This is a genomic window from Haloarcula sp. H-GB5 (assembly GCF_054850705.1).
Genome location: NZ_JBTWBG010000011.1, coordinates 24108 through 35740, shown reverse-complemented (window position 1 = coordinate 35740; position 11633 = coordinate 24108). Strand labels below are relative to the sequence as shown.

The 11633-nt window shown below is 60.5% G+C and carries 20 protein-coding genes; 3 read left to right on the top strand and 17 right to left on the bottom strand.

What is annotated here, in order from left to right:
• Nucleotides 1–262 precede the first annotated feature (262 nt).
• From ACYJ11_RS20750 to ACYJ11_RS20675, 16 genes are all read right to left on the bottom strand, one after another.
• Nucleotides 263–490 (bottom strand): hypothetical protein, encoded by a 228-nt coding sequence (locus ACYJ11_RS20750; protein ID WP_461649302.1) that lies wholly within the window; start codon nucleotides 488–490, stop codon nucleotides 263–265.
• A 490-nt stretch (nucleotides 491–980) separates the two neighbouring features.
• Complete coding sequence (locus ACYJ11_RS20745; protein ID WP_461649301.1) at nucleotides 981–1187, bottom strand: hypothetical protein; 207 nt, start codon at nucleotides 1185–1187, stop codon at nucleotides 981–983.
• A 345-nt stretch (nucleotides 1188–1532) separates the two neighbouring features.
• Nucleotides 1533–4391, bottom strand: a complete 2859-nt coding sequence (locus ACYJ11_RS20740) for a replication protein H (protein ID WP_461649300.1) — start codon at nucleotides 4389–4391, stop codon at nucleotides 1533–1535.
• Between the two features lie 251 nt (nucleotides 4392–4642).
• Nucleotides 4643–5158 (bottom strand): hypothetical protein, encoded by a 516-nt coding sequence (locus tag ACYJ11_RS20735; RefSeq protein ID WP_461649299.1) that lies wholly within the window; start codon nucleotides 5156–5158, stop codon nucleotides 4643–4645.
• Nucleotides 5148–5396, bottom strand: a complete 249-nt coding sequence (locus ACYJ11_RS20730) for a hypothetical protein (protein WP_461649298.1) — start codon at nucleotides 5394–5396, stop codon at nucleotides 5148–5150. The genes ACYJ11_RS20735 and ACYJ11_RS20730 overlap by 11 nt, the downstream gene beginning before the upstream one ends.
• Nucleotides 5389–5868 (bottom strand): hypothetical protein, encoded by a 480-nt coding sequence (locus ACYJ11_RS20725; protein WP_461649297.1) that lies wholly within the window; start codon nucleotides 5866–5868, stop codon nucleotides 5389–5391. Before ACYJ11_RS20725 ends, ACYJ11_RS20730 begins: the two co-directional genes overlap by 8 nt.
• Nucleotides 5869–6285: 417 nt before the next feature.
• The gene (locus ACYJ11_RS20720) at nucleotides 6286–6711 is read right to left on the bottom strand and encodes a hypothetical protein (RefSeq protein WP_461649296.1); all 426 of its coding nucleotides are present in this window, start codon (nucleotides 6709–6711) and stop codon (nucleotides 6286–6288) included.
• Nucleotides 6708–6893, bottom strand: coding sequence for a hypothetical protein (locus tag ACYJ11_RS20715; protein WP_461649295.1), 186 nt, complete (start codon nucleotides 6891–6893; stop codon nucleotides 6708–6710). The genes ACYJ11_RS20720 and ACYJ11_RS20715 overlap by 4 nt, the downstream gene beginning before the upstream one ends.
• Nucleotides 6893–7102: a hypothetical protein gene (locus ACYJ11_RS20710; RefSeq protein WP_461649294.1), complete on the bottom strand. Its 210-nt coding sequence runs from the start codon at nucleotides 7100–7102 to the stop codon at nucleotides 6893–6895. Before ACYJ11_RS20710 ends, ACYJ11_RS20715 begins: the two co-directional genes overlap by 1 nt.
• A complete protein-coding gene (locus tag ACYJ11_RS20705; RefSeq protein ID WP_461649293.1) occupies nucleotides 7099–7623 on the bottom strand; it encodes a hypothetical protein in 525 nt (174 codons plus the stop codon). Before ACYJ11_RS20705 ends, ACYJ11_RS20710 begins: the two co-directional genes overlap by 4 nt.
• A complete protein-coding gene (locus tag ACYJ11_RS20700; RefSeq protein WP_461649292.1) occupies nucleotides 7620–7985 on the bottom strand; it encodes a hypothetical protein in 366 nt (121 codons plus the stop codon). Before ACYJ11_RS20700 ends, ACYJ11_RS20705 begins: the two co-directional genes overlap by 4 nt.
• Entirely contained in the window at nucleotides 7978–8268 is a 291-nt protein-coding gene (locus ACYJ11_RS20695; protein WP_461649291.1) for a hypothetical protein, read from the bottom strand. Before ACYJ11_RS20695 ends, ACYJ11_RS20700 begins: the two co-directional genes overlap by 8 nt.
• Nucleotides 8265–8765 (bottom strand): hypothetical protein, encoded by a 501-nt coding sequence (locus ACYJ11_RS20690; protein ID WP_461649290.1) that lies wholly within the window; start codon nucleotides 8763–8765, stop codon nucleotides 8265–8267. Before ACYJ11_RS20690 ends, ACYJ11_RS20695 begins: the two co-directional genes overlap by 4 nt.
• A complete protein-coding gene (locus ACYJ11_RS20685; RefSeq protein ID WP_461649289.1) occupies nucleotides 8762–9073 on the bottom strand; it encodes a hypothetical protein in 312 nt (103 codons plus the stop codon). The genes ACYJ11_RS20690 and ACYJ11_RS20685 overlap by 4 nt, the downstream gene beginning before the upstream one ends.
• Nucleotides 9066–9437, bottom strand: a complete 372-nt coding sequence (locus ACYJ11_RS20680; RefSeq protein WP_461649288.1) for a hypothetical protein — start codon at nucleotides 9435–9437, stop codon at nucleotides 9066–9068. Before ACYJ11_RS20680 ends, ACYJ11_RS20685 begins: the two co-directional genes overlap by 8 nt.
• A complete protein-coding gene (locus ACYJ11_RS20675) occupies nucleotides 9434–9712 on the bottom strand; it encodes a hypothetical protein (protein WP_461649287.1) in 279 nt (92 codons plus the stop codon). The genes ACYJ11_RS20680 and ACYJ11_RS20675 overlap by 4 nt, the downstream gene beginning before the upstream one ends.
• Before the next feature lie 138 nt (nucleotides 9713–9850).
• Here ACYJ11_RS20675 and ACYJ11_RS20670 point away from each other — a divergent pair, with 138 nt between their 5' ends.
• The 3 genes from ACYJ11_RS20670 to ACYJ11_RS20660 all read left to right on the top strand — a co-directional run bounded on the left by ACYJ11_RS20670 (nucleotide 9851) and on the right by ACYJ11_RS20660 (nucleotide 10977).
• Nucleotides 9851–10225: a hypothetical protein gene (locus ACYJ11_RS20670; RefSeq protein ID WP_461649286.1), complete on the top strand. Its 375-nt coding sequence runs from the start codon at nucleotides 9851–9853 to the stop codon at nucleotides 10223–10225.
• A 159-nt stretch (nucleotides 10226–10384) separates the two neighbouring features.
• Complete coding sequence (locus tag ACYJ11_RS20665; RefSeq protein ID WP_461649285.1) at nucleotides 10385–10714, top strand: hypothetical protein; 330 nt, start codon at nucleotides 10385–10387, stop codon at nucleotides 10712–10714.
• Nucleotides 10711–10977 (top strand): hypothetical protein, encoded by a 267-nt coding sequence (locus ACYJ11_RS20660; protein WP_461649284.1) that lies wholly within the window; start codon nucleotides 10711–10713, stop codon nucleotides 10975–10977. Before ACYJ11_RS20665 ends, ACYJ11_RS20660 begins: the two co-directional genes overlap by 4 nt.
• A 243-nt stretch (nucleotides 10978–11220) precedes the next feature.
• Here ACYJ11_RS20660 and ACYJ11_RS20655 read toward each other — a convergent pair whose 3' ends face one another.
• On the bottom strand, nucleotides 11221–11469 hold the full coding sequence (locus ACYJ11_RS20655) for a hypothetical protein (protein WP_461649283.1): 249 nt from the start codon (nucleotides 11467–11469) through the stop codon (nucleotides 11221–11223).
• Nucleotides 11470–11633 lie beyond the last annotated feature (164 nt).

Genomic DNA, 11633 nt, shown 5'->3' with positions numbered 1-11633 from the left:
GGGGTAGTGAGCGGTTGCGCAGTTTCGTGAAACGCTTTAGTGCTGCCTGTCGCGGTCAGTCATCTGCCGCTGCGAGAGTTGGTTTGCAGACAGCGGCTCCGGAGGTGTGGGAGGAGTTATTAGAAGCAAAGCGGCAGCGCGCTGTCGAACAGGCATAGCGTTTGCGTTAACGTTTGCGATTGCGTTATTGTATTCAAAAACGAGGGGTTGTACCGAGTTGTCTGAGCGTCGGTTACTCAGAACATCCGGACTTGCAGCGTCTTCAGTTACTGTCTGTGCTATTTCGGTCGCGCCAACTACGGATGTCCTCGAAGAGACTCCAAGCTATCACAGGCAGCAGTAGGACGTACACGACCAGTGCAACGGTCCCGAGATCCTGGCTCTGGAGCCACGGCTCGATGAACAGCGCCATCACCAGCACAGCGACGACAGCTGGCCAGCCGGCGGAGCGGACGGTTTCTCTCCGAATGCCGTATTTTGTTTGTGCCATGGTTTGTGTGAGTGTCGCCAAATATGGCTATTGAACCCGGCCCGGTGCCGGGTTAGGCGACGGCCCGAAGGATTCGGAACAGGATGAAGACGATCCCGGCGACCTTCGCCAAGATTGTCACCCATTCCTTGAGCCATTCGGGCGGTGGTGTTATCTGGGTCATCACGACCCATCTATTACTATAGCCTACTACCCCTTAAACCTATCGGAAATCTGTCAGGTCAGAATTGTTTAGTTAATCTTACCAACCCGTAATGCGTAGATTGGCACGGTGTTATCTGGGTCATTACAGGTTCACGCCTGTGATGTTTTCCAGTTTTCTACGCTCCAGAGTCGTACCAGCCCACAAATCTAACCTGCTAATCGCCGAGATTAGAAAAATAGTCTGCGAGAAATAGATTTTTAAGCGCTCAGCGCGTGCTTCTACTCGTATCCCGTCGAGGGTTGTCACTTTCAGACACCCTCTTTCTACCGGACCCTCAGCGGTATCTCAACATTCATTTTTGTCCGCTTTTGCGAGGGTTTCGGCAGCCATCTCAGTGAGCCTCATCCGGTCGCCTTTGATTAGTCCCAGCCGCTTGGCGATCTCCTGGCTGTCCGCATCTTCCCAGTTCTCGATGAGCCACTGTGCGTTTCTCTCGATGCCTTCCAGCCGGTTCAGTCGTTCTTGCTGGTCCGTGATCTCGTCAAGGTCCATCTATTCAGAACCCTCCGATGCACTGTTGGTTTCGGCACCCACGACGTTCGTCGCTGACCAGCCGCACTGACACTCTGCACGAAGAACCAGCACCGGTATTCCGTCTCTGATTTTGATGTCCTGAGACGTTGACACAGGATGGCGTTCGGTTACGTCGTGGTGAAGCCGATACGTCTCACCTGAGTTCGGACAGCGGGGCGTCTGGTCGACGATAGGCGTTCCTTGCGAGCCTCTCTGAAACTGGGATGACTGTCCGATTTTCCGATTATTCGTTGAATTTAGGTCATTCATCGGTTTTTACCTCAGGGCCCGCGCCGGACTCGAACCGGCGTGCCACCTGTCGGGTCAGTCGCCTGCAGCAGCGAGCGAGGTCTGCGTGACAGCTGGGTTCGGATCGGCCCCCATCGTGATCCGAGCGCGGCGGTCGACCAGTCCGGGACCGCCATCGCGAACGGCGCCGTCGACGGGCAGCTCACCAGCAGCGAGGTCGAGCAGTTCGACCAGCAGTTTCAGCAGCGGGATCAGGTCGGGCCGCTCGAGCAGCAGTGGTCGAAGATCGCCACCGGAACGCGTCGCCTCCAGGAAGCGATCGCTGCCGTAGTCGATATCGCGATGGGTCGCTGCGAACAGTGCGTCGGCAAATCGGTGCATCGGGCGCTCACTGAGGCCCGTCGAGTCGTTGCTGTCCGGATGCAGGGTAGGGGTTAGAGCGTCGGATGCGGCCCGCTCGTCGCCGAATGGCAGCCGTAGCCGCCAGTTCGTGGCTTTGCCACAACCAAGATCCTCGCGCTCCAGGAGGCCGGCGGCCTCGAGGTCGGCGAACGCTTGCTCGTTCGTCTCGGTACTGAGTGCCTGCGTCGTCCGGTCGGCCAGGTCGGCGACCTCGCTCGTCGAGAGTGGCTGGTCGACGTCCAGGAGGACCTGGACGACCTTCGAGACTGTTCGGGACCCGATGTCCGGGAGCAGTTCTTCAGCATCGAGTTCCGCGAGACCGTACCGGACGTCGTGGAGCTCCATATCGCGTGGCATCTCCTGTTCGCTCCCGAGTTTGCTGACGGCCTTCGCTGCGGCGAAGGGATCACTGGTGACCGCTCGCAGCAACGACGTGGTCGGTCTGGTGTCGGTGATGTGCTTGAGGTTCGCCTGCCGGGCGACGGCCTGGGCGTACGCCGAGCGCCGATCGGCGTCGACGACATCGATATTCAGTGCGAACGGTGCAAAGTTCTCTTCGCCGCGCTGCAGCACGAGTTGTCGGTCGATCTGTTCCAGGCCGTCTCGCAGCGAGTGGACGTCGGACCCGACGAGCGTCCAGCTGCCACAGACAGTCCCGACCGGGTCGGCGTCGTCGACGTCGGGAGCGCCCAGCAGTCGTTCGCGTTTTTCTTCTCGCGGTTCGTACAGCACGCGATTCGCGGAGTAGACGCCGTAGCGAGACGAACACGCGGTTTGCTTCGCCAGCATTTGGACCAGGTGACCGCGCCGATCCTCGTTGCGGACGGCCCAGTCGGGCAGGTCCAGGACGCGATGCAGGTCGATGCCCAGCATGTCGTACAGCCGGGTCGCGACGGCAGCCAGGCCGTGGGCCTGTCGCAGCAGTTTCGCCTGCTGTTCCTCCGTGGCCGATTTAAGTGGGGCGTACTCGTCGGCCAGCATCTCTAATCCATCGCGAGCTTTCCGCAGTCGGTCCAGATACATCGATGCGTTGGCCGACCCCAGCCAGCCCAGACAGGCGCCGTCGCGAAGGACGACGCTGTTGGAAACCGGCAGTCCGTCGAGTCCGGACTTGTCTGGCCCACCGGCGAGGCGATCTTCGGTTAAGACCTGCTGGAACGCCGGTTCCGAGAGTAACGCACTGCAGAGTCGCACCATCGTGAGGCCGCCCCAGGCGGCTGCTTCGACGCGGACAACGGCTTCATCTTTCTCCTCAAGGAACGACCAGGAGGCTTCTCTGCTGTCGCCATCGGTGTCTGCTGGCCGGTCGCAAAGCGCGATATCGCCACGTTGCGCCATCGAGACCGCCGCATCGTGTTCCCAGCCGTCGAGGTAGTCGACGCCGAGCCGGTCGCGAGAGGATGCACCGGACCCACCTGCGGTCGCCGCCGCGGCCTCGCTGTCAGGCCGGTCGGGGGGGCCGTCCCCAGCGGTTTGGGAGTACACGGGACTGTGCTGTGTTTTTGGGGGGTCGCTCACGGTGGATGCATCGGACCGCTGGCTGGTATCCGCTCCACGCTGTCCCTCGTCAATACGGCCCGTACCGCCGTGAGAGTCGGCCAGGGATATCGAGGGGTGTTCATCGAGTAGTGCAGCGCCTGCCGGCAAAAGGCGAACATGGCGGTCCTGCATCGATCCGTAGGTTTCGATGAGGTCGTGTTCGCGCATGCGCGTGACCCACTGCTTCAGTGCGTCGCGGCTCGGGATGTCCGCGATCGTGTCGGCTTCGAGTGTATCGTAGCTAGCTGACTCCTGCGGTTGGTCGGACAGGACCTTCAGGCGTCGCCAGTCTGCGTGGTCGTCGCCCTTCTCGGCCAGCGCCTCCCGGGCAGCCTCCCGTCGCTGTTCGCTGCGAGTTGTAATGTCTGGTGACCCCAGTAGCCCTGACTCTGCGCGCTCAGTCACGCTCGCCGGGAGAAGATCCTTGTGCGTCTGGAGCAGCTTCCGCAGCGACAGTTGCGACCCGATGATGTGGACATCAACCCCTGGGGTCAGACGGAGGAAGTACCGAAGCAGGGCGGTTTGTTGGTTGGTCTTGAGCTCACTGAACTCTTCGAGCCGGACATCGAGACGTGGGTCGACGTCGGCGGCCTCGAGGATCGGGACCGGGCCGTCGTCGACGTCGTCCATCGACGAAGGACCAAGGTCCGTCGACGTGCCGAGCCGGCGAGTGATACGAACGAATCGGAGCCACGCCTGTTGATGGTCCAGCGCGTACGCAGCGCATCGTGCGTAGCCGGTGTAGGTGCGGCCGGCGTCTTCCGTCGAGAAAGCGGTCACGTCGTACTCCTGTGCGAGTGTCACCCGGCGGCTGGCTCGGTCCTGGTCGCCGACCAGCTGCCGTAGTGCTCGAAGGAGTGCATCCGCGAGGTCGTGGTGATCGGGCCGCCAGAGTTCGCGGTTGATAGCTCTGGGGCTGGTGAGGTGCTCCGGGCCGATCGTGATCTCGGCGTCCGGTGCGATGTGTCCTTGGGTAGTGAGTGTCAGACTCATTAGAGACTACAGACTCTCAGATAGCGACGAGAGCGCCCCCACGGCGCGCAGAGATGACTCTGACTGTGGGGAAACGCTTATACTCTGGCGAGAAGTAGCAGGAAGCGACCAAGCTTTAGGGGCCGAACTGACGGCCCCGTTCCTGCTACCTACTCGCGTAGCGGTGCGTGTGTCCTGTTCTAACGCTAGTTCGTGTTGATGCCCGCCTTCTTTAGTGTGTCGGGGACGGCGGCGGTGTTGTCTGACGGCCGTCATGCGTTCTCCCTCCGAAGCGTTGACTCATCGAGTAGGACGGGCCAACTCAGCTGGGCGACCTCGTTCTCGCTGCGGTCGCCGGTGACCTCGTACCACTTGCTTCGAAGCAGGTCATCCATCGTCGCTGCGGGCACGATGATCCGGGCGAGATGGCGTCGGCCGCCTCGCTGCTGATAGACGACGAGCAGGTAGTGACCAGCAGCATCGAGCATCTGCTCATGGGCTTGTCGCTTGATGTACCAGTGACCCGGAGAGTCCCGATCGCCGTTGCTGCGACGGACCAGTGCCGCTTTGATCTCGACCGGATGGCCTTCGCAGGCGACACAGATCCCACCGAACCGGAGACGCGATGGGTCGCCGGGCCAGAGATGATCGACGAGGACAGCGTCGTGCCACAGGACCTCACTGTCTTCGACGCCCTCGAGTTCGTCGAACAGTTGCAGCACATCAGCTGCGACGCCTTCGCCTAACTGTTTGCTCGAAACGCGTGCCTGATGCGTACTACTCGCCACGGCCAAGCACCTCCCGAACCTTCTCGGCGATATCGTGCGGGCGGCGGCCGTGCATCCACGGATGCTCGTTGCGGTCGTAGCCTTCGGCAACGGCGCTCGGAGTCGGAGTGAATCCTTCCGCGAACCCGTGATTCAGCGCGACGTTCTGGCGCTGCAGGTGGTCGTGCAGAATCGGACTGATGCCAGGCCCATCAGGCCGCTCGCCAGCTGCAGTGCGAGCGCGTCGACGGTCACTCATCGCGACCACCGTCCGTGGCGATCCGCTCGGCAGCTGTATGTTGACCTTCTGCGGGAGCGACGCTCGGTTCGTACGTCATCTCGGGCGGCCGGCGCGGCCCCTCAGGCAGGCGGTCGGGCCGCTCGCCGATTTTCTTGAGTGTATCGGCGCGCTCCTGGAGCGCGTCGACGATCGTGTCCCGTGGCCCGCGGTCGAGATCGTGCTCGACCTCCATCCAGTGCCGGATCACGAGCTTCGAGTCGATGCCCTGTATCCGAGAAAGAACCAGCTGGCCTGGCGTCGACACGTCGGTGTCCTCGACGAGTCGCATCTCGCCGAACTCCGACGTCGGGTCGACTTCCTGCCGGACGACCGTGCGCTCGAGGAGGTCCTGGTCCAGCCAGCGGGCCGGGTCTTCTCCGATCTCCGCTTCGCGGTCTGGGTACACAGCCCGGTCGCTGCTGCTGGAGCCGCCCTGTGCTTCCGAGGGCATCAGGCCGTCCTCCTAAGCTCTGTATAACCAAGGCGTGAGCCGTCGGATTCTTGAGCGCAGCGTGCGTTTGATTTCATGGGTCTTGGGTGGCAGCGAGCGCGGCCAGGGTTCCAAGCTAGACGCGCTCGCTGTCGACTGACCCTCCCGGACTCGAACCGGGATTCCACCTGTGGGCCTGATCCGCAGCGTCGTGAGTGGTTACTGGTTCTCGGTGTTGACAGTCCGCGATTTCCGTATGAACAACCACCACGCCAAGACTGCAATCCCGACAACCAGTACGCTTCCCAGTGCCCCTGCAGCTATCTCCTGAGTCGAGCCATACATCACCACAATAGCCAGACCAAGCGCCGTCGTTGCGAGACTGCTGATCGTGAGTGCGATACTTCCCGATTGTTGTGTTAGCAGATTCATTGTTAATCAGTAATCTTCGCCGTACTTCCGCTGCAGTCTATCCAGTTCGTCCATGAGGCCTCTCGTTTTGGACAACGAGAGGTCCGAGATATCTGCGAGCAGGCGCTCGATAGGGTCGTAGCTCCCAGTCGTGCCGGCGCGTACGTCGTCGAGAGCGCCGAACAGTGTCTCGATTTCAGTCTTTGTCAGATTGGAGTTGCGGCCGTAGATGAGGTCTCGTGCGTCGTCATCATCCAGCCCAGTCTGCCGAAGCCGTTCGAGGTCCTCGGCCATCGACGTGACAGCCTCGGCGGCCTCGGCGAGCGCTTCGAGCTGGGCGACGAACTCCTGAGTTTCCATCGTGGTTAGTTCGTCGACGACGATCTCTTCGGGACAGTCGTCGACGTCCGCTGCGAACAGTCGGTCGAAGGGTGTCTCTTGGTTGTCGCTCATGAATCTTCCTCGTGACAATCTCTGATTGTATCTCGGTTCCCTCTCGCGGCATCAGCGACCTTCCGTGCGAGTGGGTGCAGCCGACGGGTCTGGCCACGGTGTCGCCGAGCGGCTTCTTCCCAGGACTCGCCGTTGCCCGCTCGGACGCCAGGTTCGTCGACGACGCCGCCGTAGCGATCCATCACTGCGATTCCTCCTGGCTGTCACGCGGCTGGAGATGGATGACAACAGCACCGATCTGGATGCGATGCTGAATTTCTGTCACGCGGTAGTGGTCGGTGTCCCAGGTGACGATCTCGCCTTCGCGGGGAATCGCAGCTCCGTAGTGCTCGATTGTTTCCGTGAAGCTGTCGGGGGTGTCCGGTTTTTCGACGAGTTCAAGTCGGGTCACTGTGAGTCCTCCCGCTCGTCGTCAACGACCGGCTGGATCAACGCTCCGGGACGGTTTGCGCTGTCGTATGGTCGCACCGTCCACCAGTTGGTCTCGCCGTCAGAGTCAGTCTCAGTCCGGTACGTGTCGCTCATCGATTCGAAGTCCAGCGCCACATCAGTCGTCTCGACAAACGTCTGCAGTGTCACTTCCACCGAGTCGCCGATGCACAGAACCGGCCCTTCATCAGACGTTTCCAGCGACAGGTCGTCAACGTCGATGCGATTGTAGTAGAGCAGGTCCCGTAGCCAGAACTGCAGCGGCTTCTTGCGACCGTCCCAGAAGTAGTAGTGGGCCTCGGAGATCGCATCGTTCTGCTTGAGTTCGCTGACGCTCGTATCGAAGTCAGCATCGATGTCGAACGTCTCGACAGCCTGTCGGAACCCTGCCGCGTATGCGGTCAGGAGGCCGTCGTTCAGTTCATCGCGTTTTTCCTCGTACGTGTCCGCGTCGTTCTTGGTTTCGAAGTCAGTGTCACTCATGCTTGATCAGCTCCAGGAACAGCCGTCACCGAAGACCAGTAGCTGTCGATGTCCTCGATGAGCTCCATGTCTTCAGCGCCGGGTTGAAACTCGCAGTTGTTGCAGGATTTGGGACCGCCGAACACCTGCGACCAGCTGCGGCCGCCACACTCCGGGCAGGCCGGTGGTTGGCCGTCCGTCCGCTCGCGCATCTCGTTCCAGAGATCCTGTCGTCGGTCCCACGCCGCGTCGCGAGCCGTTGCGGTGTTGGACGCGAGACGCTCACAGATTTCAGACCACTCGGCTTTCAGCGCGGCCTTCGAGAGGTCTTCGACTGAGCGATTCGTGCGTTCGTATCGGACATCGTTGGTTTGGTTACTCACGGTGATCAGCCTCCAGAACCTCGGAGAGTCGTTCGTGCAGCGATTCAGCAGCATCACGGTCGAGCGTGAGTATCTGCGTGCAGTCTCGGCCGGCGTAGCTGTAGCGGGCCGAAAGTTCGAAGCCAAAGGACCCACCAGGCACGAGTTGGCTCTTGAACTGCACGTCGTCATGGTCGAAAACCTCCATCTCGACTTCAGCCGGTTCGATCTCCATGAACAGGCGATCCGGGTCAGGATGCTCTTCGAAGCGCTCGATATCACTCTGCTCGTCGGTGGGCGTCATGCGCGACCCCCAGTCAATAATCTCGGGAGTTGCTGAATCGCCAAGCCGAAGCAGACGATCACAGTCATCACCACGAACAGTCCCAGCGTACTGGGCGGCGTGATCGGCTCGCCGTTGACAGTCATGTCCATCATCTCCAGAAATCGAACCGAGATAACGGACGAAACAGCCACCATGCACAGCGTCGCCAGCGGCGTGACCGCGGCTACGGCCCACTGCTTCCAGGCCGGTGTCGGTTCCGGGGCAGTATCAGACCGCCTTTCCCAGCGCTCTTGGGACTGGAACACTGGGATTTCCTTCGGGTCGCGTTTCGTCACGTCGCCCGTAACCTCGACGAAGACCTCAGAGTCGTCGACTTCCGTGCTGACGGAGATGTTGTCGACATCTCGGTCCCAGCCAACGAACTCGTCCCAGCCGATATCGTACACGTTCAGCTGCGTGGTTGCGGACAGTTCGACAGTCTCGTTCACGTCGATGTCTTCGAAGTTTTGAGTCATGCTGCGTCTCCAGTGACGAACTCGCTCAGTTGGTTGTTGACTCGCTCCAGCTGCGACAGTGCCAAGTCCCGGCGGGCGTCCGAGTCGAAACTCACAGAGAACTGCCCAGAAAACGGAAGCACGGTGATCTCGCCGACGACCTGCTTGTCGCTGACCTTCGAGCGGTCGACAGCACTGTAAATCGTTTTCAGCGCCATCCGATGATCGTCGAGCATCGATTCAGCGACCGGGCGATCCTCTGGATGGTACTCCAGGACGACGCCGTTCCCGTTGCGCCGGGCGCGAAGCCGGAGCGTTGTCTCAGGCATCGAGATCAACCTCCGATCGGTCAAAGGTCCGGTCACAGGCGTCGTAGCAACAGACGAACTGCTCGCCGTCGATGTTGGTAAAGCCGACGTGGTTACAGGGGAGCGGTCGGTAGCCGGAGTCGATGACGGCAGCCCGTCGCTGCTCACCCATCTCGGTCAGCTCGTACTGCAGGACCTCCGCGCCGTCAACCTCAACGAACTCGGCTGACAGGACCTTGGTGTCTGCGAGTCGCTTCACCAGTCGTTGCACGTCGCCGCTGGGCAACTCCCGGAGCACGAACGGCTCGGTCGGGACATCGGCCATCGCGTCTGGATGGCCGCTGACCAGCTGGGCTGGCTCCGGCGCGAGTCCGGGCTGGCTCATCGCTGCCCTCCTGCGACCGCCGCCAGCAGCTGGCTGGCTTCTCGCGTTCGTTTCGTGGAGACGTCGGCCTCGGTCAACGCCAGCAGCACCGAGCATGCATCCAGACTCGCCTTTGCCCGGCAGCGGTCGTAGCCCGGTGTTTCGAGCACAGCCCGGCAGTGCGCCAGGATATCGGCATCGGTGTCGGCCTCAGCCAGCAATCGCTTGGCTGTCTGGAGTCGGCGTTCGTGGCGACCTCGTTCGGTATCGTTATCCGGAGTGGTTGTTTCGTTCATGATGCCGTGCGCGAACGGGTTAGCGGGGTCATGGCCCCGTTGGCCCTGTTTTAGTGAGCCATTATTCCCCGGTAAGCCGCGCATATTCGGTGATGTCTCACCACAAGCACTTAGTATTTTGCGTTTGCAAACATAGTTATGGGCAAGGAAGAACAAAATTGTGTCAGTAATAATTTCTGCTTGGAATCCGATGGAGACAATATGGAACCCTCTGATAATGAGAATGTGCCGAAGATTAACACAGAGTTGCAAATTTTGAGGTTCATGTCGGAGTACGACATTCCTCTTCAGCCCCGCCAGATATTTGGCGGAATGATTGTAAAGGAAGATGTCACATTTTCTTACGGAACTCTTCAAAACAAACTCGGCAACCTGGTTGAATCCGGTGATTTGGACCGAGTTAAGATAGAACGAAGTGGGTCGATTGAGGTCATGGGCGAAGATGATAGTGGCAGGGCCAACTATCTGATAACTGAGCAAGGGAAAGAGCGCGTCGAGTCGGAATACCCCTAACAAACACCTAATTGCGTTAGCTAACACAAATCCTAAGTGGGTGGGCCTACTTAGTAAGTAGTAGGAACAGACGCGCCGCTGGGCGATTTCGTGCCTTCGAGAACACGAGTTGCCCACGCTGTCATCAGCAGCGTAGGCGCGTCGGTTCCGCGAAAACCCATGAGTAAGTCTGCAACGCCGACTAGTAAATGTGTCGGCACGACTGAGGAACATCCACAGGAACGAACCGCCCGCGAACTGCTCACCCAAGGCCGCCCGCTGTTCCTGGGCGTCGACGGTGAAGGCGCAGCCCACTACTGGGACAGCTACGAGTTCGCAGTGGCTATCGTTGCGAGGGACGGCCAAGGCGAGACGGTCGCACTGGCTGACACGCCGTACGACACGCTCAAAGGTTGGTGTAACTACACGGAGGACGAACGCGGCTGGACCGTCGGCCCGCACGTCGGCGGGTCGCTCGTCGACGATCTCGCCCAGAGGGTGGAAGCATGAGTAAAACGAGTGTTCGGTGTACTGTCGAAAACCGGAAGCGAATCGAACGCGCGGCCCGCGCGCTGCGAGAGACCGTGCCGACCGCCGTGGTCGAAACGACCGCACCGGTTCGCTCGGAGTACGACGTCTGGACGCTCGACGCCGTGCTTCGAGACACTGAGGGTATCCCGCCCGAGGTACTCCGGGAGCTGGCGCTGGCTGGACTGACGCTCCAGCCGACGCCCTCGCAGGCTGGTCACCAGCATCTCGTGGCGACGGCCTGAGCGGGGCAGCGATACCTCTGCTTTTTTGAAGGATTGGGCGTGCCTTTTGCATGGGTTGCGGTAGTTCCTGAATCTGCGTTGTTGACGGACCGCGACCCCGCGCCGGGGCCTGTTAGTGGCAGGTCCCATGACGGCGCGAGTGCGTGGATATTGCTGACGGGTGACTGGTACGTAAAGGCCCCTTGGACTTCCGGAAACGATGAAGGCTAACCAACAGATCGGCCTGTCAGCGACAGATGTTGGTTAGCCAGAGAGGGCAAGACTGGTGAGCTCATGCAACCACTCAGGGTCGTCGCCGTCGACGATGATATTCCCATCCCAGGCGCGAACCACTTCATAGTCGCCGTTCCGGTCGATGTCGATATGCCACCGACGGTCACCGTGGACGGTCGCGACCTCGAACCGTCCGGTATCCACGTCGACGGCATCGATGTGTTCAATTTCGACCGCTGGACCGTCAGTTAGCTCCACTACTTCGCGTGTTGTGGACATACACAGCCTGATACGGATGATTGATACAAAAGGACCCCTTACACTTCCGGATTGGTCTCTGGGTTTGCCTGTTGCAAAGCACCGCACTTCTTGAACCCAGAATCAGTATGAGTATCTGTCGGCACCAGACAGGGGCGAGTTCTGGGTTTCCCAGAGCGAGTTAC